This is a genomic window from Vibrio crassostreae 9ZC13, from assembly GCF_000272045.2.
In the GTDB taxonomy this organism is placed as follows: Bacteria; Pseudomonadota; Gammaproteobacteria; order Enterobacterales; family Vibrionaceae; genus Vibrio; species Vibrio crassostreae_C.
On the sequence record NZ_AJYZ02000019.1, the window covers coordinates 539,538 to 562,014 of the forward strand.

At 43.9% G+C, this 22,477-nt stretch carries 22 protein-coding genes; 19 read left to right on the forward strand and 3 right to left on the reverse strand.

Going from position 1 to position 22,477, the window contains the following annotated elements; all coding sequences use genetic code 11:
- Nucleotides 1–616 precede the first annotated feature (616 nt).
- The 4 genes from nirB to cobA all read left to right on the forward strand — a co-directional run bounded on the left by nirB (nt 617) and on the right by cobA (nt 5,573).
- On the forward strand, nt 617–3,190 hold the full coding sequence (gene nirB, locus A136_RS03755) for a nitrite reductase large subunit NirB (protein ID WP_017064544.1): 2,574 nt from the start codon (nt 617–619) through the stop codon (nt 3,188–3,190).
- A gap of 15 nt (nt 3,191–3,205) precedes the next feature.
- Nucleotides 3,206–3,529: a nitrite reductase small subunit NirD gene (nirD, locus tag A136_RS03760; RefSeq protein ID WP_017064545.1), complete on the forward strand. Its 324-nt coding sequence runs from the start codon at nt 3,206–3,208 to the stop codon at nt 3,527–3,529.
- 123 nt (nt 3,530–3,652) lie between these two features.
- A complete protein-coding gene (locus A136_RS03765; RefSeq protein WP_017062558.1) occupies nt 3,653–4,468 on the forward strand; it encodes a formate/nitrite transporter family protein in 816 nt (271 codons plus the stop codon).
- Nucleotides 4,469–4,796: 328 nt separating this feature from the next.
- The gene (gene cobA / locus A136_RS03770; RefSeq protein ID WP_017064546.1) at nt 4,797–5,573 is read left to right on the forward strand and encodes a uroporphyrinogen-III C-methyltransferase; all 777 of its coding nucleotides are present in this window, start codon (nt 4,797–4,799) and stop codon (nt 5,571–5,573) included.
- Nucleotides 5,574–5,624: 51 nt separating this feature from the next.
- On the opposite strand, the gene A136_RS03775 is transcribed toward cobA, so the two are convergent.
- Entirely contained in the window at nt 5,625–6,122 is a 498-nt protein-coding gene (locus A136_RS03775; protein ID WP_050546503.1) for a DUF4174 domain-containing protein, read from the reverse strand.
- Nucleotides 6,123–6,445: 323 nt separating this feature from the next.
- Here A136_RS03775 and A136_RS03780 point away from each other — a divergent pair, with 323 nt between their 5' ends.
- From A136_RS03780 to A136_RS03790, 3 genes are all read left to right on the forward strand, one after another.
- Nucleotides 6,446–6,919 (forward strand): NYN domain-containing protein, encoded by a 474-nt coding sequence (locus A136_RS03780; protein ID WP_010429860.1) that lies wholly within the window; start codon nt 6,446–6,448, stop codon nt 6,917–6,919.
- Between the two features lie 80 nt (nt 6,920–6,999).
- Nucleotides 7,000–7,665, forward strand: a complete 666-nt coding sequence (locus A136_RS03785) for a response regulator transcription factor (RefSeq protein WP_017062555.1) — start codon at nt 7,000–7,002, stop codon at nt 7,663–7,665.
- Nucleotides 7,662–9,047, forward strand: a complete 1,386-nt coding sequence (locus tag A136_RS03790) for a sensor histidine kinase (protein WP_017064547.1) — start codon at nt 7,662–7,664, stop codon at nt 9,045–9,047. Before A136_RS03785 ends, A136_RS03790 begins: the two co-directional genes overlap by 4 nt.
- Nucleotides 9,048–9,231: 184 nt before the next feature.
- Here A136_RS03790 and A136_RS03795 read toward each other — a convergent pair whose 3' ends face one another.
- A complete protein-coding gene (locus A136_RS03795) occupies nt 9,232–10,536 on the reverse strand; it encodes a dicarboxylate/amino acid:cation symporter (protein WP_017062553.1) in 1,305 nt (434 codons plus the stop codon).
- 559 nt (nt 10,537–11,095) lie between these two features.
- On the opposite strand from A136_RS03795, the gene A136_RS03800 reads away from it, so the two are divergent.
- The 7 genes from A136_RS03800 to A136_RS03830 all read left to right on the forward strand — a co-directional run bounded on the left by A136_RS03800 (nt 11,096) and on the right by A136_RS03830 (nt 18,305).
- Nucleotides 11,096–13,192, forward strand: coding sequence for a TonB-dependent siderophore receptor (locus tag A136_RS03800; RefSeq protein ID WP_017064548.1), 2,097 nt, complete (start codon nt 11,096–11,098; stop codon nt 13,190–13,192).
- 193 nt (nt 13,193–13,385) lie between these two features.
- Nucleotides 13,386–14,153 carry a DUF3450 domain-containing protein gene (locus tag A136_RS03805; protein ID WP_017064549.1) on the forward strand — a complete coding sequence of 256 codons (768 nt, stop codon included), beginning with the start codon at nt 13,386–13,388 and terminating at the stop codon, nt 14,151–14,153.
- The gene (locus A136_RS03810; protein WP_017064550.1) at nt 14,153–15,529 is read left to right on the forward strand and encodes a MotA/TolQ/ExbB proton channel family protein; all 1,377 of its coding nucleotides are present in this window, start codon (nt 14,153–14,155) and stop codon (nt 15,527–15,529) included. The genes A136_RS03805 and A136_RS03810 overlap by 1 nt, the downstream gene beginning before the upstream one ends.
- A complete protein-coding gene (locus A136_RS03815) occupies nt 15,529–16,089 on the forward strand; it encodes a MotA/TolQ/ExbB proton channel family protein (RefSeq protein WP_010429842.1) in 561 nt (186 codons plus the stop codon). Before A136_RS03810 ends, A136_RS03815 begins: the two co-directional genes overlap by 1 nt.
- Nucleotides 16,086–16,490, forward strand: coding sequence for an ExbD/TolR family protein (locus A136_RS03820; protein WP_004739212.1), 405 nt, complete (start codon nt 16,086–16,088; stop codon nt 16,488–16,490). The genes A136_RS03815 and A136_RS03820 overlap by 4 nt, the downstream gene beginning before the upstream one ends.
- A gap of 19 nt (nt 16,491–16,509) precedes the next feature.
- A complete protein-coding gene (locus A136_RS03825) occupies nt 16,510–17,130 on the forward strand; it encodes an energy transducer TonB (RefSeq protein ID WP_008219721.1) in 621 nt (206 codons plus the stop codon).
- Nucleotides 17,127–18,305 carry a tetratricopeptide repeat protein gene (locus tag A136_RS03830; RefSeq protein ID WP_032546848.1) on the forward strand — a complete coding sequence of 393 codons (1,179 nt, stop codon included), beginning with the start codon at nt 17,127–17,129 and terminating at the stop codon, nt 18,303–18,305. The genes A136_RS03825 and A136_RS03830 overlap by 4 nt, the downstream gene beginning before the upstream one ends.
- A gap of 161 nt (nt 18,306–18,466) precedes the next feature.
- Here the strand turns inward: A136_RS03830 and A136_RS03835 are convergent, their stop codons facing one another.
- Nucleotides 18,467–18,787, reverse strand: a complete 321-nt coding sequence (locus tag A136_RS03835; RefSeq protein WP_017064552.1) for a hypothetical protein — start codon at nt 18,785–18,787, stop codon at nt 18,467–18,469.
- A gap of 452 nt (nt 18,788–19,239) precedes the next feature.
- On the opposite strand from A136_RS03835, the gene A136_RS03840 reads away from it, so the two are divergent.
- The 5 genes from A136_RS03840 to A136_RS03860 all read left to right on the forward strand — a co-directional run bounded on the left by A136_RS03840 (nt 19,240) and on the right by A136_RS03860 (nt 22,461).
- A complete protein-coding gene (locus tag A136_RS03840; protein WP_017062546.1) occupies nt 19,240–19,869 on the forward strand; it encodes a PepSY-associated TM helix domain-containing protein in 630 nt (209 codons plus the stop codon).
- A gap of 71 nt (nt 19,870–19,940) precedes the next feature.
- Nucleotides 19,941–20,459: a DUF2271 domain-containing protein gene (locus tag A136_RS03845; RefSeq protein ID WP_017062545.1), complete on the forward strand. Its 519-nt coding sequence runs from the start codon at nt 19,941–19,943 to the stop codon at nt 20,457–20,459.
- Between the two features lie 138 nt (nt 20,460–20,597).
- Nucleotides 20,598–21,434, forward strand: a complete 837-nt coding sequence (locus tag A136_RS03850; RefSeq protein WP_017064553.1) for a DUF4198 domain-containing protein — start codon at nt 20,598–20,600, stop codon at nt 21,432–21,434.
- Nucleotides 21,435–21,550: 116 nt separating this feature from the next.
- Nucleotides 21,551–21,886, forward strand: coding sequence for a hypothetical protein (locus tag A136_RS03855; protein ID WP_017064554.1), 336 nt, complete (start codon nt 21,551–21,553; stop codon nt 21,884–21,886).
- On the forward strand, nt 21,883–22,461 hold the full coding sequence (locus A136_RS03860) for a DUF6162 family protein (RefSeq protein ID WP_029235228.1): 579 nt from the start codon (nt 21,883–21,885) through the stop codon (nt 22,459–22,461). Before A136_RS03855 ends, A136_RS03860 begins: the two co-directional genes overlap by 4 nt.
- Nucleotides 22,462–22,477: the final 16 nt, after the last annotated feature.

Below are 22,477 nucleotides of genomic sequence, written 5' to 3' on the forward strand. Positions count from 1 at the left end.
CTATTCAAAGTTGAAAGGCCAGCAGAAATGCTGGCCTTTTTGCTATCTGAAATTCTAAACCCTCATGCTATGTTCAAACTTCCACGTATGCTCTCTAATCAGTAGCACCACTAGGAACAAGCTATATCAGATCACTTTTGTGCCGGTCTTTTCCTTATGTAAACCTATCATTTGCTAAACAACCAACAGCATCTGTTAACCAATTGCGCCGTTTGTGAGTGGAATGAGTGGGGAATGGAAAAGGGCGACTGTCTTTTGCGTCATTAAATTCTTCATATTTATACATAGTTGCTCATGATCCTGTAACGCTTTCATGAGTTATTACACTTATTATGACCACAAATGAAAATGATTGTCATTTACTTGTGTTACTGCTAACCTATTGTGAAACTTTACAACATCTTATTTACTGCACGAAAGTGTATATAAAACCCCGCTAAACCTTATTAAACCTACGGTTATTCGTTTGCTTCGTATGATAAATCAGCAGATCTACCTCTTTTGTCCTACCCCTTTAGGGTAGTTCGATTTCGTAATTGATTTACATCATATTTTCATTTTCTTTCATAATTCATTATTCGCTCAGTTAAGAAATATATAACCTTCAGGAATTCTTATGAGCAAGATGAAGCTAGTCGTAATCGGTAACGGGATGGTCGGCCATCGCTATATCGAAGATTTAGTCGAGAAGACAGACGTTGCTAACATGGACATCACAGTCTTCTGTGAAGAGCCTCGCGTAGCCTATGATCGTGTACACCTTTCTTCTTACTTTTCACACCATACTGCGGACGAACTTTCTTTAGTTAAAGAAGGCTTCTACGAGAAACACGGCATCAACATGCTGATCGGTGAGCGTGCTATTAACGTTAACCGTGAAAAGAAAACAGTTTACTCAAGTACTGGTCGTGAAATTCAATACGACAAGCTAATCCTTGCTACAGGTTCATACCCATTCGTTCCGCCAATCAAAGGTAACGAAGGTAAAGACTGTTTCGTTTACCGCACAATCGAAGACTTGAAAGCTATCGAAGCAACCGCTAAGAATTCTAAATCTGGTGTGGTTGTTGGTGGTGGTTTGCTTGGTCTTGAAGCTGCAGGCGCGCTAAAAGCTCTTGGTGTAACCACGCACGTTGTTGAGTTTGCTCCAAAGCTAATGGCTGAGCAGCTTGACCAAGCGGGTGGTAACCAACTTCGTCAAAAAATCGAACGTATGGGCGTTAACGTACATACAAGTAAGAACACGCTTGAGATTGCTCCTGAAGGCACTGAAGCTCGTAACGTAATGCGCTTTGCAGACGGTACAGAGCTAGAAACTGATTTCATCGTATTCTCTGCTGGTATTCGCCCACAAGACAAACTTGCTCGTCAAATGGGGCTGGGTATTGCACCACGTGGCGGTATCGAGATTAATGATCACTGTCAAACTACAGACAAAGACATCTACGCAATCGGTGAGTGTGCGTCTTGGAACCAAACGTTCTACGGCCTAGTGGCTCCTGGTTACAAAATGGCAACGGTAGCGGTTGACCACGTTGTTGGTAACGAAAGCACATTTGAAGGTGCTGACATGTCTGCGAAGCTTAAGCTTTTGGGCGTGAAAGTAGGCTCTATCGGCGATGCGAACGGTCGTACTCCTGGCTGTAAGAGCTACGTTTACCAAAACGAAGAACAAGAAGTTTACAAGCGTCTAATCGTTTCTGAAGACAACAAGAAGCTGCTTGGTGCAGTAATGGTAGGTGACACGTCTGATTACGGCGATCTTCTACAGCTTATGCTGAACGAAATCGACCTTCCAGAACACCCAGATGCGTTGATTCTTCCTGTACACGCTGGGGCTGAAAAGCCAACACTTGGCGCAGACTCTCTTCCTGAATCTGCAGTTATCTGTTCTTGTTTCGATGTAACGAAAGGCAAGATCGCTCAAGCGGTTGCTGAAGGTCATCACACCATCGGTGATATCAAAGCAGTAACGGGTGCTGGCACTGGTTGTGGTGGTTGTATTCCACTAGTGACTTCAGTACTTAATGCTGAACTTGCTAAAGCAGGGGTAGAAGTTAAGAACGATGTGTGTGAGCACTTTGCTTACTCTCGCCAAGAGCTTTTCCACCTAATTCGCATCGAAGAAATCAAAACGTTCGATGAGCTACTAGAGAAATACGGTAAAGGCTACGGCTGTGAAGTATGTAAGCCTCTAGCAGGTTCTATCCTTGCTTCTTGCTGGGGTGAACACATCCTTAAGCCTGAGCTAGTGAAGTTGCACGATACCAACGATAACTTCTTGGGTAACATGCAAAAAGACGGTACTTACTCTGTTATCCCTCGTATGGCGGGTGGTGAAGTAACGCCTCAAGCGCTAAGCGTTCTGGCTGATGTTGCGGCTGAATATAACCTTTACACTAAGATCACTGGTGCACAACGTATCGGCCTGTTCGGTGCTCAAAAAGATGACTTACCAGCAATCTGGAAGAAGTTAATCGCTGCAGGTTACGAAACGGGTCAAGCTTACGCAAAAGCACTTCGTATGGCTAAGACATGTGTTGGTTCTACTTGGTGTCGTTACGGCGTTCAAGATTCAGTTGGTCTTGGCGTGATGATCGAGAACCGTTACAAAGGCATCCGTACTCCTCATAAGATGAAGTTTGGTGTGTCTGGCTGTACTCGTGAGTGTGCTGAAGCTCAAGGTAAAGATTTAGGTATTATTGCGACTGACGCAGGTTGGAACATGTATGTATGTGGTAACGGTGGTATGAAACCTCGTCACGCAGACTTACTGGCAAGCGACCTAGACCAAGAAACGCTAATCAAGTACATCGACCGTTTCATGATGTTCTACATCCGCACGGCTGCGCCACTACAACGTACTTCGGTATGGATGGACAACCTAGAAGATGGTGTTGATTACCTACGTGAAGTGATTGTAGACAACAAGCTTGGTATCAATGACCAACTTGAAACTGACATTGCTGGCCTAGTTGATAACTTCGCTTGTGAATGGACAGATACAATCAACGACGAAGCTCAACTTAAGCGCTTTGCACACTTCATCAATGCTGATGACCGCGATGATAACGTTGTGTTTGTTGAAGATGGTCGTGAACAACACCGTCCTGCGACATTCACTGAGAAACACCCTGAAGCCATTACTTCAAAGCATCAGGGCGACATCATTCACGTAGAATCTGTTTAATTGGGAGACGACATCATGGCATTTACCAAAGTTTGTAAGATCGAAGACATTATCCCAGGTACAGGTGTTTGTGCGTTGGTTAGTGGTGAGCAAGTGGCTATCTTCCGCCCAACTGAGGCTGAAGAAGTATTCGCGATTAGCAACACAGACCCATACTTCCAATCTAACGTGCTATCACGTGGTTTGATTGTTGAGCACAAAGAAGAGCTTTGGGTAGCAAGCCCACTTAAGAAGCAACGCTTTAACCTAGCAACAGGTGTGTGCATGGAAGACGAGAACTTCAACGTGGAAGCGTACAAAGCTCGTGTTGCCAAAGGCGCTGTAGAAATCTCTGCTTAATCTTCGGATGAGTAAGATTTGATAGTTCAAGGGTTCTAGTTCTCGATATTGCCTTAACTCGGCAACTAGAGCCTTTTCCTATCCAATTTTAACTTTTAATTTAAACTTTTTAAGGACAACCTTATGTCTCCTGATTACAAACCAGCTGAATTCGTTCAAACGATGATTGATGTGGGTGAAGCGAAAACGAAAACAAGTACTCGCGATCTTCTGATTCGAAGCACTATGGCTGGTATCATCCTTTCTCTAGCGGTTGTTGTTGCTATTACAGCAATGGTTCAAACCGGTATTGGCCTTGTTGGCGCACTTGTGTTCCCAGTTGGCTTCGTCATTCTAAGTGTAATGGGTTATGACCTAGTAACTGGCGTATTCGGCCTTGCACCTTTAGCGAAATTCGACAACCGCCCAGGTATTACTTGGGGTCGTATCCTACGTTGTTGGGGTATTGTTGGTCTTGGTAACCTTATCGGTTCTTTGATTGTTGCTTTCCTTGTTGCAGTATCACTAACGGGTAACTTCTCTTTAGAACCAAACGCTGTTGCTCAAAAGTTCATTGCTGTTTCTACAGGTCGTAGCCTAGGTTTTGAAAACATGGGTATGGACGGATGGATCACGTGTTTCGTACGCGGTATCTTCTGTAACCTTATGGTATGTCTAGGTGTGATTGGCAACATGACTGCACGCACAGTATCTGGCCGTGTAGCAATGATGTGGTTCCCAATCTTCATCTTCTTCGCACTCGTATTTGAGCACACAGTGGTAAACATGTTCCTATTCCCACTAGGTATGATTCTTGGCGCTGATTTTGGTATCGCGACATGGTTGAACTTCAACCTTATTCCAACAATCCTAGGTAACATCGTTGGTGGTCTATTAATGACGTGTGTTCCTCTATACCTAACTCATGCTAAAACAGCTCCTTCTCTAGGCGCTAAGTAATTAGATAGTTCTAGGTTAATGAGCAACTAATAATGTGTGTTAAGCCCCAAGCTGTTGATTTGGGGCTTTTTTGATCTTAACACTCTCTACTTTGATAACCGTGCACCTAAGGCGAGCAATGTGTGCTTGATGATGGTGCAAATGTCAGGGTTTTCCAACGTAATAGATTGTTTTGTTATATAAACTTCTATCTTGATTAGAATTAATCGTAAAGTTTTATGGCAACAACTGATAGTCTAAGAAGTAGGGATATTGGTGATTCATACAACGATGAATCGTCATACAGAATTAAGCTTGAAATATAACAAGCTAACTTTCGGAGCAAAGCATGTCAGAAGTATCGCCATCGAATGTTAAAGAAGTAAACAAAGGATTTGTTTCATTGGTAGGTGCAGGTCCGGGCGACCCAGACTTACTTACGCTAAAAGCCGCACGAGTGATTCAACAAGCAGACGTGTTGGTTTATGACCGCTTGGTATCAAAAGATATTTTGGCGATGGCTAATCCAGAAGCAGAAATGCTGTATGTGGGCAAAAAGCTTGATCATCACTGTGTACCGCAAGATCAGATCAACCAACTATTAGTGACCAAAGCGCAAGAGAACAAGCACGTAGTACGCCTAAAAGGTGGTGACTCGTTTATCTTTGGTCGTGGTGGTGAAGAGTGTGAAACGCTAGCTGCGAATGACGTGAGATTTGAAGTGATTCCGGGCATCACAGCTGCTGCCGGAGCAACGGCTTATGCGGGCATTCCGTTGACGCACCGTGATCATGCACAAAGCGTGCAGTTTATTACAGGTCACTTGAAGAAAGATGGCGAAGATATTGACTGGCAATCTCTTGCTCAGCACAACCATACCATCGTGTTTTACATGGGCTTGAAAGAGAGTCCGAACATTCAGAAGAATCTACTCGATAATGGTATGCGAGCTGACATGCCAGTTGCGATCATCGAAAACGGTACACGCCAAGAACAAAAGGTGTTTAGAGGTGGGTTACGTGATTTAGCTGACCTTGCGAGCGTCGCAAAGAGCCCAGCGCTGATTGTTGTAGGCAGCGTGGCTCAGCTCCATGAAAAACTTGCTTGGTTTAACAAACAAGCTTGATCGTTTGACCTTCTAATTGGATCTCTAAGCCACTACTGAGTCCATCAAGAATCAAATACTGCAGCGGCTGCCTTGTCGCTGCATTTCTTGTTGGCGCATCGGCATTTCGTCAATGATATTGGTGATCTGTTTCCAATCTGTTTTGCCACTCCATCGGTGCTTCTCTTTCCCGTCTTTACCAATCAAAACAGCGGTATGTGATCCTTTCGGGATCTCGTAAATACTGGTGACTGCTTCTAAGTTAAACTCTTCTTCTAACCAAGTTGGGACTGTGTAACCACTCTCAGCAATAACCATAATGACGACATCTCGTTCGTCCAATTGACAGTTATTGAGCAACACTTCATTCAGAAACTCTTTAACGATTGAATCTTCCTTTGGAGCGAAATAAATCACACTGCGGTGTGGCAAAGGCTTTGAGTGAGAATAAGCGGGGTAGGCGAGTACTGAATTGATGGTTAAGCTCATGATTATTACCGTGCTGATGGTCAGTAGTTTAAGCAAACTAAACCAGCTACCAGAGTTTGATGGTTGATTTAAAGTTTGCATCGCTTTGGTTGTGTCGATGCTTACGATCGAATTGTGTGTTTGTCGGTGCAGCATTGCCAACCTCCCTTTAAAAACTCTAAGCCTGAGTACGATTTGAACGCTACGTAAAGAAGAAGGTGAAGATCAGAACCACCTAAGAAACGCTCAAAACAAATCCACTTACAATAAGCATAGTTAGGATTACGTAAAGACACTTAGCTTTACGCTAAAGATATTAGATTTACGTTAACGATAGCTGGCAGGTTCATTTTTATTGAGTAAAGCGACTCGCATTTTACAATTGAATAGAATAGGGTATACGGAAAATCTAAAGGTATGAATTTATGGAAAACATAGCAATTTTGGTCGACGTTCAGAACGTTTACTACACGACGCGCGACAAATACCGTTCTAACTTCGACTATAACCAGTTTTGGTATGTTGCCACGGAAGGGCGTAACGTTATTGCAGCTAATGCTTACGCAATCTCAAGCCAAGATCCAAAGCAGCGTCAATTTCATCATATCCTTCGTGGTGTGGGCTTTAATGTGAAGTTAAAGCCGTTTATTCAGCGTCGAGATGGCAGTGCAAAAGGCGATTGGGATGTGGGTATTGCGTTAGACGCGATAGAACTTGCTGAGACGGTTGATACGATTGTTTTGGTATCAGGAGACGGTGATTTCGAAATCCTTGTAGAGCGAATCAAAGAGCGCTTTGGTAAGCCTGTTGAAGTGTATGGTGTTCCCGGGTTAACTGCTCAAAATCTTATCGATTCTGCATCAAAATTTGTACCGATTGAAAAAGATTTTCTTCTATAGAGGAAATCGGGCACTTTATAATTGAAATCAATAATAACGATAATTAGAATGCAAACAGTTCTTATTTATCGGTATGTGTAATGTCTCGCGTTTTAGTTGTTGATGATGATATTCAGTTGTGTGAATTACTGGGTGAAGTGTTAGAAAATGAGGGGTATCACGTTGATACTGTTCATTGCGGTGAATCCGCGCTTGAGTTTATTCAATCTCACCCTGTCGATTTGGTTCTACTCGATGTAATGCTTCCGAACCTAAGCGGCATTCAAGTAGCAAGACGTATTTGTCAGCGTTTTGCTACTCCCATTCTTATGCTAACCGCGCTTAACGACGATGCCTCAATGCTCGATGGCTACCAAGCAGGCGCCGACCAGTACATCGCTAAACCTTTCAATGTTCCTGAACTCTTAACCCGTATTAAGGTGATCTTGCGCCGAGTGGGTTTTGAACGCCAAAGACAATCTTTAGCTTCCTCTAATCACGGCTTGTGTGAACAACTCTCTCGTTTGCCATTAACTGGCACTGAAAAAGACTTGCTTGATTATTTGGTCAAAAATGACGGTATTGTCGTCTCAAAATCTGATCTGCAAATCCATGTACTCAAGAAAGAATTGTGTCCCTTCGATCGTAATTTAGATATGCATATCAGCAATATACGTAGAAAGCTCGTTCAGGCAGGTTTGTCTAAACAACATATAAAAACCGTTCGTGGTAAAGGTTACAGTTACCTAGAGTCGGTCGGAGCATGAGTAAAAAACTGCTGCGTTGCCCTGATTTTATTGCTAAGCGTAAAGACGGACTCACTTTCCAACTGTTCAGTTACCTGACCGTCATTTTGGTGAGTATTTTGATTCTGCAAGGTGTCGCAGAAAGAGCCTTGATGAAAGCGCTGCTTAAAGTGCCAGAATCGGTTAAAGCGGAGATGCTCGACCTTGCTTACCAAGCGAATGTGTTGATTGAAGAAGGGGACATGGATGAACTCGCGGACTGGGGTAATGCTCAGCAGTATTATCTGTTCGTCATCGACAAAGACAATCGTCCGATCACACATCGTCACATGCACCCACATTTTGAATTTAAGCTCAAATACTTAAGAACGTTAGATCACCAACTTAGTGATCGTGTGAGTAAGCCGATCTTCGGCCTACCACTGGATAACGGTAAAACACTGGTTATCCAACTACCGCACCAGTTTCATCCCGCAAAATCTTTTGCGCCATATTCCTATATGCTTAAAGCATTGATTGCATTGGTCGTATTGTCTCTGTTCTCGATTATCATGGCCAAAAGCCTTCAGCAACCGTTGGATAGATTGAGAGAAGCGAGCCGCAGACTGGCTCAAGGTGACTTCACGGTCAGTGTGGTGTCGGAGTTGAACTCCACCACGCGTGAATTCAACGAGCTTGCACACGATTTTGATTACATGACCTTTGAGATTAAATCTCTGGCTGAAAAGCAACGTTGTTTGATTCGTGATGTCTCACACGAGTTAAGAACACCATTAGCAAGGCAAAACCTCGCACTACACCTGCTGCGCAGCAAGGTTGATGATAAAAGCATTGGTTTGCTAGAACGAATGGAAAATGAAACAGAAGAGATGAATAAGCTGGTGGGTGAGATACTTGAATTTAGCCGCTTAGAAACCTCTCGCTATGACTCCAAGTTAAGTTTAATGCACCTTGAGCACTATTGTTCAATGTTGATCGCGCAGATGCAAAACGATTTAAAACCGAATCAAACTTTGATTGGTTCCCTAGAGACGCCGATATCAATGGTGAACGTTGATGAGAGGCTACTGCTTCGAGTCATTGGTAACTTGGTCGGGAATGCCATTAAATACGCGGGTGAGAACGCTCATGTGGTCGTGACGACATACGAACAGGTAATGGATAGACGTTACAGTGTAATATCTGTAGAAGATGACGGTGACGGTATTCCTGATAACAAGATTGCAGGTATATTCGACCCGTTTACTCGTATTGAATCAGCAAGAGACAAACGGTCTGGTGGCTACGGTCTGGGCCTTGCGATTGTTAAAGAAGCGATGGGTGTGATGAATGGACATGTAACTGCTGAGAATAGAGAAGGTGGGGGGCTGAGAGTGAACTTGATGTTCCCAATCGGTGATTAGCTTTCCCTATTGATAATTACCTTAAATTGATAACTGTCCCAACTCAGTAGTACTGACTTAAGCGATACCCAATAAAAACGCCACTGCATCTGCAGTGGCGTTTTTCTTTATGCGCTTTGGTATGGGCTAGGCGTAGCCATTAATTACGCCTGAGCTTGAAGACAAGAGCATAAGATAAGCGAGACTATGCCTGTTGGCGAGCTAGCTTAACTTCTTCTTCTTTCTCACCTGCTGCTGGGTCGTTGAAGCGAGACTCGTCTAGAGCGCCTTCAGACTTAGCAACGATGATAGATACGGCACTATCACCTGTGATGTTTACAGCGGTACGAATCATATCAAGAAGGCGGTCAACACCCATGATTAGAGCAATACCTTCAAGCGGCAGGCCAACTTGGTTCAATACCATCGCTAGCATAACAAGACCAACACCAGGGACACCTGCAGTACCAACAGACGCCAGTGTCGCCGTTAGGATAACCATTAGGTAATCACCCATTGAAAGGTCGATGTTGTACGCTTGCGCGATAAACGCCGTCGCAACACCTTGCATGATTGCAGTGCCGTCCATGTTCACAGTTGCACCTAGTGGTACTGTGAAAGAAGCGACTTTGTTGTCTACGCCCATACGGTTCTTAGCCGTTTCCATAGTTACTGGAATTGTTGCGTTCGAAGATGCTGTTGAGAATGCAAACATGATTGCATCTTCCATCTTACGTAGGAACGTAATCGGACTAAGACCTGTGAATCCTTTAAGCATCGCACTGTAAGTCACCAAGCCATGCAACAGCAGGGTACCAGCAAGCACTAAGAAGTATTCTGCTAGGTTCCAAATTGCACCTAAGCCAAGGCCAGAGAACAGTTTCGCCATCAAGAAGAATACGCCGTAAGGAGCAAGGTTCATTAGTAGCGCAACTAGCTTCATGATCACTTCGTTTAGATCAGAGAAAACTGCAGCGATACGTTCACCGGGTTTGCCCGCTGCACTGATTGCGATACCAAACAACACTGCAAATACGATAACTTGTAACGTTTTGCCCTCAGCCATCGCCTGAATAGGGTTGGTTGGGAACATGTCGATGATTACTTGGCCCAGAGAAGGGGCATCCGCTGATTTGAAAGAGCTCGCAGCAGTAAGATCCGCACCAGCTCCAGGTTGGAACAGGTTACCGATAGTTAATGCTAGAGTGATGGCAACGGCAGTAGTACCGATATAAAGTGCAAGCGTTTTGCCACCCATACGGCCAAGAGTTGATAAGTCTTTAAGAGAACTTGTACCGCACACTAGTGAAACGAAGACTAGAGGCACAACAAGCATTTTTAAACTGGCGACAAAGATTTGTCCGCCCACTTCAAAGAGTCCGTTAACGATGTAGTTGTTAACAAATCCGTTGTCTGCAAAAAGGGATTGAATGGCGAATCCCGTTAATATACCTACGACCATACCGAGGATTACTCGACCAGTCAGAGACATAGGTTTCTTGGTATTCATTTAGAACACTCCTTATTATTTATAACTTTGATACCTTTTCAAAGTGAGCAGGAGATTAGCAGTCGGATAATCAATTCGAAAAACAAAAAATGAGTTTGGAATTATAGATGTGATCAAAATCACTGATAATTGTGTAAATTAAACAAATAAAAACAAAATAATTCACTATTAGTTTACATCTATCGAGGGTTTTATACATAAATTTGTCGTTTCAAAGGTAGTAAATAAGAAGAGATGATTTTCTTATCAATCTTCACGTCTTCAATTGACTGAACAAATACCGTTGTTTCAAAAAATTCGGTGAAGATAACCAGTCGATTTACGTCCATGAGCCTTAACTACTTGTATTGAATGGTTTTGTTGAACTCCTCAAATATGACTCACCGACAGGCCTTTACAAAACTTTACGAATGCAAAGAATGTAAATTTAATGCAAATGGTAATAGTTATCACTTATATTTACTCCCGAAATAATTCAGTGGTACCGGCAACGGTTCAGCGAACACATCGAATAAATAACAAAGTGTTCGTCTAAAAGAATAAAAGCGGAGTAAAGGACATGTTTTCAAAGAGCCCATTGGCTTTAGTGATCGGCGCAGTATTAGCTTCACCAGCAGTATTGGCAGAAACAGTAAAAACAGACGAGCATATGGTTGTTGAAGGTCGTGACTACGGTTATAAAGCCGACACGAACACAACAGCAATGCGCATGGAGGCGACTCAATTAGAGACTCCGGGACAAGTTTTAGTAATCGATGAGCAAATCATCGATGAACAGCGTGCAACAACGCTTGGTGACGTGCTTAAGAATGACGCGAGTGTAAGTGCTGGCGGTACAAGCCGTAACCGTGAACGTTTCTCTCTACGTGGTTTCTCGGTAGAAAGCTCTTCGGGCTTCCTTAAAAATGGCCAGCAACATTGGTCTCACTACCGTCAACCAATCGAACTGCTAGAGCGTGTTGAAGTACTAAAAGGACCTTCTGGTCTTCTTTACGGTATTTCTGCACCAGGTGGTTTGATCAACATGGTAAGCAAAAAGCCAACTTACGATACGCAAGTAAGTGTTAGCCAAGATATTGGTTCTAATGACCATTCTCGTACAACGGTAGACGTAAGTGGCGCTTTGAACGACGCTGAAACTCTACGTGGTCGCGCGATTCTATCTAAAGAAAGCTACGGCTCTTGGAGAACTTATGGTGACGGAACTGAACCACAAACAGAACGTTTTGTTGGTGGTGTATTCGTTGATTACGATGTAACTGAAGACGTGACAGTTTCTGTTCATTACGACAAAACTAACGACGAAGGTAGCGTAGATTCTGGCGCTTTATACACGCTAGACGGCAACCGAGTAGGTAGCGACAAGCACATCTGGGATGCACAGTGGTCACAGATCGAGAATGATGTTGAGAACGTTGGTTTTGATATTGCTGCTAACCTGACTGATACATGGTCATTAAAAACAGGTTTCAACTACCAAGATTTCGAACGTATTGATATGGAAAGCTACCCAAGCTTTTCAAATATGAATCCTGATGGTACGGGCACCGTGACTCAAGGCGGTAACTACCGTCATGATAAATGGCGTTTCAGAACGGCTTACGTTGATCTAACAACAACCGCTGATCTTGCGGGCACAGAGCACCAACTATTATTCGGTGCTAACTGGTTAGGCTACAGCTATTACCGTGGTATGGATCGCTTCAGCAGCGCTGAATACGCACCAGATGCAACAGTACCAGCGCCGTCAGTGGGTCCAACATCGCTAGGTAAGATGAGTACTTACGATACTTGGGGCTTCTACATCCAAGATTTGATTACTATTAATGATGAATGGCAAGTTCTTGCGGGTGCTCGTTTCGACCGTAAAGTAAGTGATGGCGTAGCAGAAGAAAATGTAGCGCCTAAGCTTGGCCTGATTTACCACCCAGCATCAAACGGTAGTATCTACGCTTCTTACTCTGAAAGTTTCGAACCACAAGGTGTTGTGTCTAGCGGAAGCCGCAACTACACCAACGATGGCGAACTTCTTGACGCAGCAACGGGCGTGTCTTACGAAGTCGGTACTAAGTGGGAACTGATGGACGAACGTCTATTCGTTTCTGGTGCGGTATTCGATATTACCCAAGAAAACATTTCAATGGATGTAGAAGACACTTCATCAGGCGATTGGACGAAGACACAAGGTGGCGAACAAGTTCACCGTGGTGCTGAGCTAGCCGCACAAGGCTTTATTTCAGAGCGCTTCTCAATGTCTGGTTCTGCAATGTACTTAGATGCTGAAATCACGAACCATGAAACATATGAAGGTAACCGTCCAGTAGACGTACCTGAGTTTGCAGCAAGCGTTTGGTCTACCTATGCAGCAACAAACGAAGTTGATGTGAACCTGGGTCTTATCTACGAAGGTTCTCGTTACGGCGATAGCGCGAACACATTCAAGAAAGACGGCTACGCACGTGTAGATATGGGTGCTGCATACACGCTTAAGTACGACGATTCTCTTGATTTCGTAGCGCGTCTAACAGTCGAGAACGTATTTGATAAAGAATACCTAGCGGGTGGCGGTTCAACATCTTCAAACCACCAATTTGCTGAAGACGTAGTAATCGGCGAAGGCCGTAACTACATGGCGACTTTACAGGTAAAATACTAATTTGTTAGTAGGGTACTATTGTTAGCCTAAATACTAAGGGGAAAGTTTCGGCTTTCTCCTTTCGTGATTCTGCTATTCAGTAAAATATCCCTAGTAATGCGAGTGACTTTTAATGATAATGAGAGTGCTTATCAATAATAGTATTTATCAATAAAATGTATTTGACCTTCTTCTATAGTAAATGACTACAATTATGAATCTTTTAAAAACTAGCCTAGCGCTTGCCATCAGTTTGGTTGCAACGTCTTCTATGGCAAACAGCTTGGATCAAGCTCAATCAATTCAAAACAAGACCAATAACGCGTCGGCTTCGAGCCAAAAGGTTATTGATAAAAGCTCACAAGCGACTTTAATGCTGCAAGCTGAGATTGAGCGTCTGCAAGAAGAAGTTAAAAACCTAGAAATCTATCACGATCACCTTGCTGCATTAGTTGAGAGCCAAAACAAAGAAGCTCAAAGCATTGAAGAGCAGATCGAAGAAATCAAATACACACGCCAAGGTGTCGTGCCTTTGATGTATCAAATGATCGATGGCTTGCAACAGCTGGTAGAAAAAGACGTACCGATTAAGAAAGAGCAGCGTCTAGAGAGAGTTGAAAAGCTTCAATCAATGATGACTCGTGCAGACGTAAGTGATGCTGAGAAATACCGTCGTATCCTAGAGGCATACCAAATCGAGATGGACTACGGCATTAAGTTGGGTGTTTACCAAGGTCGTGTCGCATTGGCGAGTGATAAAACAATCGAGGCAGATGTTCTGCACCTAGGTCGTATCTCTTTGGTTGCTCGTAATCTAAATGGCAGCCAATACTGGGCTTGGAATCAAACAGAAGCTCAATGGCAAGAACTTGATTCTTCTATGAAGTCAGAGCTAGATAAAGCGTACGATATTGCTGGCCAACAAGCTGCCCCAAGCTTGATTACTTTACCTGTTTCTTTAACTGTTGCGGAGGTTAAGTAATGAACTTAAAACCATTAGCAGCATTGCTTTGTATCACGTCTATCTCCTTTTCTGCTTTCTCTGCTTCTGATTCAACGGCTCAGTTAGTGAACAAAGCTAAGTCAGAAAATCGCACTCAAGCTTCTCACAACGTAGTGCGTGAAGCTGATTTCAAAAAGACAGAACAAGAACTGAAAGCGATCAAAGCTCAGCTTGAAGCGAAGCGTACGTCTATCCAAGGTGCGACAGATGTTCTGACTCAAACGTTCAGTGATAACGAAAACAAGCTTGCTCGCTTAGAAGAGAAGCTGCGTTTAGAAACCGGTAGCTTAGGCGAGCTGTTCGGTGTCGTTCGTCAAAACGCAAAAGAACTAGGCGCAGAGCTTAGCTCAACCGTGAATAGTGTTGATCGTGCTGAACACACTGCAACTGTTGATCAAATCATTGATGCTAAATCACTGCCTTCAATGCCACAGCTGACCGGTTTGTGGATGAGCATGGTTGAACAGATCCAAGCGAGTTCTGAGCTTAGCAAATCTCAAATTGCATTCATTAATGGTGAAGGCAATACAAACAAGGTTGACGCTTACCGACTAGGTTCGATTGGTCTTGTGACAGAGCAAGGCTATGTTAGCTGGAACACTCAGCGTGAAGATGCGATCGCTTACCTTAAGCAACCACAAAATGGTCCAACGTTAGCGTCACTTTCTTCGTTAGCGAATGGTGAAGTATCTAACGTGGTTGTCGATCCTTCTCGCGGGTTTATGCTAGAGCAATTAGCACTTACGCCAAGTTTAACTGACCGTCTACAAGCGGGTGGTGTGGTTGGTAAAGTGATTCTTGGCCTACTAGCTATTGGTCTAATCATCGCATTAGTTCGTGGTGTCTCTCTTGCTATCGCACGCCAGAAAATTCGCGCGCAACTTAAGAACCCTGAGCAAGCGGGTGATAACCCACTAGGTCGTGTTCTTGCGATGTACAACAAGGAACAAAACCAAACGGTTGAAGCGTTAGAGTTGCGACTTTTAGAAGCGGTAGTTGATGAGCAGACTCACCTAGAGAAAGGTCTATCGATGCTTAAGCTATTGGCGGCACTAGCACCAATGTTGGGCCTTTTAGGTACAGTAACCGGCATGATCGAAACATTCCAAGTGATCACTCAGTTTGGTAATGGCGACCCTAAAGTTATGGCGGGTGGTATCTCGATGGCGCTTGTAACTACGGTACTTGGTCTGGTTGCGGCAATGCCTCTTCTACTGGCACACAACATTCTTAGCACTCAAGCAGAAAACATTCGCAATATTCTTGAGAAGCAAGGTATTGGTCTTGTTGCTGAGCAGGCTGAAAAGACCGTTGAATCAAACGCTGTTGTTTCACCAGTTGGGGCTGCTGCGTAATGGATATTTTGTCGGGTTCTCTATTACCAGCGAGTTGGTTAACGAGTGACTGGCTGCTGTCTTTATCAAGCTTTATGGAGCAGGGCGGTTTCGTCCTGTGGTGGCTAGCGGCTGTCGTCCTAGTGTATTGGGTGCTTGTGGTAGAACGTGTGCTTTATCTTGCGTTCTACTTTCCTAAGCAACGCCAAGCTTGGATAGCGAAATGGCATGAAAGAGAAGATCACTCTTCTTGGCATGCCAAAGCCATTCGTGAAGGTTGGTTAGGGCAAGCGAGTATCTTGCTTAACCAAAACTTGAATTTTATTAAGCTGTTAGTCGCTATTTGCCCGATGTTGGGCTTGCTAGGCACTGTAACCGGTATGATCTCTGTTTTTGATGTTATGGCGACACAAGGCAGCAGTGACCCTAAATTGATGGCTTCAGGTATCTCGTTAGCAACACTGCCAACCATGGCAGGCATGGTTGCAGCGTTAGCGGGCATGTTCGTTCACGCTCGCTTAGCGAAAGTATGTAACCGCTTAGAATTGAAATTAGAAAAATCTTTAAGGAGTCAACGATGAGACTCGGTCGACGTCATTCTAAAAACGAAGAGGCTCAAATAGACCTTACTTCGATGCTTGATATTGTCTTTATCATGCTTATTTTCTTTATTGTGACCAGTTCATTTGTTCGTGAGTCAGGGGTGGAAGTCAATCGCCCACAAGCTTCTAACGTAGTAAGCCAAAAGGATGCAGGCATCTTTGTTGCGATTACTTCTGCAAACGACATTTTCATCGACAAGCGTGTCGTAGATGTTGAACGTGTCCAAGCGACGTTAGAGCACTTGTTGCTAGAACAACCTGATGCTTCTTTGGTTATTCAAGCGGATGAACACGCTTACAACGGTACTGTTGTTAAAGTGATGGATGCCGCGAAAGGTGCAGGTGTTAAAAACATTGCGCTTGCTGCTGATAAGCGATGATCTTGGAGGATCTTCATAAATGATTCGCCTATTTCTTGCTTTACCGCTAGCGGGCGCGTTGGGCTTAGCGCTGTTTTCTTTCATGGCTTGGATGGTCGATAATGGCCACCAACGTTCACCAGACGATAGCGAGACGTTAAGTTTCAACATGGTAATGGTGGAACAAGAACAAGAAGTTCAAAGAAGACAACGCGCAGTCCCTGAAAAACCAGAAATGCCAGAGCCGCCACCGGAAGCGCAAACGTCTCAGTCACAAGCTGAAGTTACGCCTCTGAATTCGATGTCTTCTTTGCCTTCATTGGATTTGAACACATCCATTGATGGCTTAGCGATTAACGCACCGACATTCTCTGATTTTGGGTCAAACCAACAAGCAATGCCTTTGTATCGAGTAGAGCCTCGTTATCCAGCGAAAGCGCTTAAGCGTGGAGCTGAAGGCCATGTGATTATGTCTTTTACTATCGATGAAACGGGACGTCCAATTGACATTCAAGTCACTGACGCAAACCCACGTCGTATGTTTGAACGTGAAGCGATGAGAGCACTTAAAAAATGGAAATATCAACCGAAAGTCGTCGATGGAAAAGCGATAGCTCAGGTTGGTCAAACCGTGAAACTAGAGTTTAAGTTGGCAAAATGATGAAACATATATGGATATTAGTGGGCTTGTTGTTAATGTCCCTTACAACACAGGCACAAGAGCTAACCCAATATACTGCTATTCGTGTTCAAAAGGCGCATAAGCTTGCTCAAGATGAACAGGTTAAACAGGCCATTGACGTACTAGCAGGTTTAGAGCTTTCTAAGGGCTACGACAAAGCGTACGTAGCTCGTATGCTAGGTGTTTTTTACTGGCAAGATGGCAAAACCGATAAGGCGATTAAGCAGCTTACATACGCCGTCGATACCAATTTGCTGGTGGATGAACAAGCTTGGATAACGAAGCGTATGCTTGCGGATCTGTTATTAAACGATCAACAGTTCAAAAACGCGCTTCCACATTACTACGAGTTAGTAAAAACAGCGCCAGAGGCAGAAAAGAAAGACGTGCTTTGGATGCGAATTGCACAAGCGGAATACCAAATCGAAAACTGGTCAAAAGTACTGGTTGCTATTGGTAATCGCGACAAGTTCAATGCGAAATCAGAACTGTCGCCTCTTTCGCTAAAATTGGGTGCACAACTACAGTTAAAGCAATGGAAGCAATCTATTCCAACACTGGAAAGCCTGATTGAACTTCAGCCAGAAAAAGACAACTGGTGGCGTCAACTTGTGGGTATTCAGTTAAGACTAGAGCGTAACCGCGATGCATTGAACACACTAGCGTTGGCTGATCTTCAAGGGGTAGAGCTGAAAAACTCAGACCGCCGATTACTGGCTCAGCTTTATGCTAAACGTGGTATTCCAGAGCGTGCAGCACAAGAGATCGCTAAGTTAGATGATGCGAACAGCGATGTTCAACTCCTGGCTGAGCAAGCAACCTACTGGCAGTTAGCGAAAGAGTGGGACAGTGCTATTGAAGTATGGACGTTAGCGTCTAAAAAGGACACGCAATATCATTGGAATGTGGCTCAATTACTGGTTCAGCAAGGTTACTACGATCGTGCTCTGGTTGTTTTGGATAAAGTGAAAGACAAGAACAAGCAAGCTGATGTTGCTTTAGCGAAAGTACGTTCATGGTACAAGCTAAAGAATCTTGATAATGCTCTTGCTCAAGCGAAACGTGCGAACAACATTGAGCCTTCTTCTGAGGCAAAAGGTTGGATTAAATATCTGACTCAGCTAAGAACGGTAAGTGATAACGGAAACGTCTAACAGCTCATCGCAAACAGAAGACAAGAACAGCACATAAGAACCAACAAAAGCAAAAGGGTGTCATTTGATCGTTCAAATGACACCCTTTTTAATTCTAGCGACTTAAACTCACCTTGAGACTTTAGCTCATCTAGCGTTATTGTTCGATTGGCCTGGATTGATTAAGGCTCGCACATCGTGCCACTAAGCGTCGCACTTTGAATTGCGCCACTGGTGTTAGCGACCCAGTTAATGGTGCAGTCTCGATAAGGGTTCTTAAAGGCATGTAAAGTGTAACCATTATCTAGTGGTTTCTTCGTCTCAACCCAAGCATAGTTTCGAGATGCCCAAAAGCTGATAGGACGTGAGCGTTCGGTTAGATACTGCTCTTGTGCATCGGTTATGTCTGAACCGATGTATTCTTGGACGTGCTCTTCTGTACTGCTCATTTGGCTACTGCACGCTGTTACGAGCGCTGTAAAAGCCAAAACAATAATACGCATTTCAAAATCCCTTTAAGCCTAATTAGCTATCGTTAAATCGGTTATTCGTCTGTATTTAACAAACTGCATCAACCGAAGAGTCCGCCGTTTGTGTATGATCTTCAAAATGTTCCAAAGATCAAATAGCTCTGAAGGTTAATAGTCATGAAGCTTAAATAGCTCCAACTTTCATTCCTTAAAGCCACAACTGCTACCTTAAACCAACCTCAATCAAGCATGTTGATATTGAGATTTTTTTGAGGTTTGACCTTACTATCGATGACCTCAAATACAAGCTATCCATTCCCTTTAGTACAAGTTAGCAAGAATATGCATACAGTTCGATTACTTCCCATGTAATGTTATGTAAATTTCCTTACGCCGCTCGGCAAACGTAAACAATGTAAATTGAATGCCAATACGAATGATTATCAACTAAATTGTCGCCATAAAATTTATAGGTATTGGTTTGTATGTCGTTAAAAAGTAGGGCGGTTCAGTCATGGGCTCGTCGACTTCATGTTTATATTTCTATGGCGCTTCTGTTCGTGGTTCTTTTTTTCTCAGTAACCGGTATCACCCTGAACCGACCTGAGTTATTTGAATCAAGCCAACCCAATATCCAACGCTCTACGCTAACGCTTCCTACAAGTTTATTTACGGTTCAAGACGGACGTTTAAAAGCTGACGAGACAGCCTTTGAAACGTTTCTGTTCGAAGAAGCCAACCTCTCCGGCGTTCCTTCTGGTTTGGACATCTATGCAGAGATTGAAGATGGTGAGTTGCTCATCGGTGAGGTATCTATGGACTTCAAAGGACCCGGCTACAACGCTTCCGTTTTTGTTGACGTTACGTCTGAGTTTGTAGAAGTCGAAACCACTAATTACGGCGTTATCGCATTGTTGAACGATCTGCATAAAGGTCGTAACAGCGGTGAAGTATGGAAATGGTTTATCGATATCACTGCGCTATTGATGATCTTCTTTGTGCTTACTGGCGTGTGCTTACTGTTACCTAAGAAAAAGACGCTTAATACTTCCATCAAATGGACGGTGTTTGGGTCTGCAATCTCATTGGTTATCTATTTTGTCGCCGTGCCTTAACGCTTGATTCGATTGATGAATCGGATTGAAGAGCGAACTTAAGGTTAAACGGATTTAAAAGGTTGTTAAAAATGAAAAAAATGAACTGGAGCAAGGCGCTTCTTGCTTTATCTCTTTTGCCAAGCCTAGGTATGGCACAAGCGATTCCTGATACGGCAAAACTGGATGTCAGCTTTGAGCTTCCAAAGATTGATACCTCTATGTATGCACGTCCTTATGTGGCGGTGTGGGTAGAGAATAGCGAACGAAAGTCAGTGAAAACCATCGAGCTTTGGGTCGGTAAAGACGAATGGCTTAAGGATCTGCGCAGCTGGTGGAGAAAGGTTGGCCGTTACGATCGTGAACTGGTTGATGCTGTGACGTCTGCAACACGTCCTGCTGGCCAGTACCGTTTCGTGTGGGATGGTAAGAGCGACAGCGGTGAAACGTTAGAACAAGGCGAGTACACGGTTCATATCGAAGTGGTTCGTGAACACGGTGGCCGTAATTACCTTCGCCAAAAAGTATCACTCGCAGATTCAAACATATCTTACGAATTAAAAGCAACGGAAGAGACGGGTGAAATCACCCTGAACTACATCGCTAAATAGTAAGTGCGAACAGTAACTAGTAAGTACGAACAGTAACTAGTAAGTACGAACTAAAACCAAGCTGAACAGAATAGACAGTGGTCATCGTAGGCTCAGATAGAGCGACACGGCTAACAATTATGAATAATGGAATTGAACATGATGAAACAGACAAAAATCAAAGCACTTGCTCTAGCGGGTGTGATGGCATTCGGCCTAGCAGCAACGACAACGGCACAAGCTCACCCACGTTGGATTTTGCCATCTCACTTTACTGTATCTAAAGAAGGTGGTGATTGGCTAACGTTCGATGTTACTGCGTCTCACGGTACGTTTGTTTTTGATAAGCCTGCTGGCAGCGAAAATGCTCATGTCATCATGCCCGATGGCCGCAGCGAGCGTCCTAACTTCGTTATTCGTGGCAAGCGTCGTTCAATCTTCGACTTCTATTTTGAAGAAGAAGGTACACACAAAGTGGCGATCAACAACCAGCCGTCTTACTACACGCAATACAAAGCGGGTCGCCGTGACACGGTGAAGTGGATTAAAGCAAACAAAGCTGAGCGTGACTCAGTTCTACCTGAAAAGTCACGTGACGTGGTAACGCAGATCAGCTTCACTCGTGCAGAAAGCTACATCACGGTAGGTAAGCCAACGGATTCAGTGTTCAAAATTGAAGGCAAGCTTCTAGAAATGAAGCCTGTGACACACCCTTCAGATATCGTTGAAGGCGAACCTGTGACATTCCAGTTCTTCTACAACGGTGAAATCCAGAAAGACGTGAAAGCGGAGATTACTCGTGAAGGTACGCTTTACCGCAACCACCAAGAGCAGATTGATGTGGTGAGTGATGAGAACGGTGAAATCACGTTTACTCCAGACGTAGCAGGTCGTTACGTAATGAAAGCGAACTACAAAGGTGAGTTGATTGACAACCCACTGGCAGACAAAGCAAGCACGAACGTTCACCTAACGTTCGAAGCGCTGCTTCAATAGTCTGTGATATCGGGGCTAGATCCCTGATTAAGAATCAAAAAAACTTAAGGGCTCATTTGAGCCCTTTATCGCTCAGTTTACTTCTGAGAATTTGCACTGTGGCTAGGGTACGAACCATGACAATAAAAACAAAACTTAACGCTTTAATGACTCCTTGCTTAGCATTGGGACTTGGTTTCGCTGTATTACCTGCGCAAGCACACTTTCCACTGATGAGCTGCTGGTTTGAAGGTAAGACTGTTGCTTGTGAAGCGGGTTATTCGGATGGCAGCAAAGCGATTGATTACGCAGTTGAGATGTACGATTACGAAGACAACTTGATTGCAAAAGAGATGACAGATAAACGTTCTATCGTTGAATTCCCACATCCTGACACTGAGTTCTACCTTGTGTTCGATTCAGGTCATGAGTTTCCAGTTGAAGTTGATGTTGTAGAGATCAGTGAAAAATGATGATTCAAAGCGTACGTGCTGATACGGGCGGCAGAGAGGGCAAATGGGTAGGACTGATCATTGTGTTCATCCTTTGCTTTGCAACTGTCGCAATCCCATTTCATCAGGCTGAATCCCACGTTAAAGCAGTGCTTGATCATCAAATTCTAGTGACTGATGTTGAACAAGAAAACTTGGCGATGCTATCAGAGCTGCGTTTAGCGCATGAAGAAATCCGTGACCTGCGCATGGACTCAGATGGTGAATGGCCGAGTGTTGCATCACTTAAAGATGAATGGGTTGCCCCGTTTGTAGAAGATCAGAGTTGGAAGCGCAAAGGTTCTCATGCTTGGGTACTGGACGAGCGTGGTTATTACTTTTCTACTCCAAGTGAACAAGCTACGCCTACCGATCATGGTTTTGCGGATTCCTTTATTTTAAATGCGAACAGCGTTTCTCCTGAAATCTGGATCTTCTTGGGCGGTGTAGCGAAACAGCCCGCTACTTTTAACCAACACACGCTAGAGTCTACGGGTTGGAAAATGGTCGTGAACGAATCAGAAATTGAACAGCATCATGAAAGCGATGCTCACTAATAATAAGAGAATTACT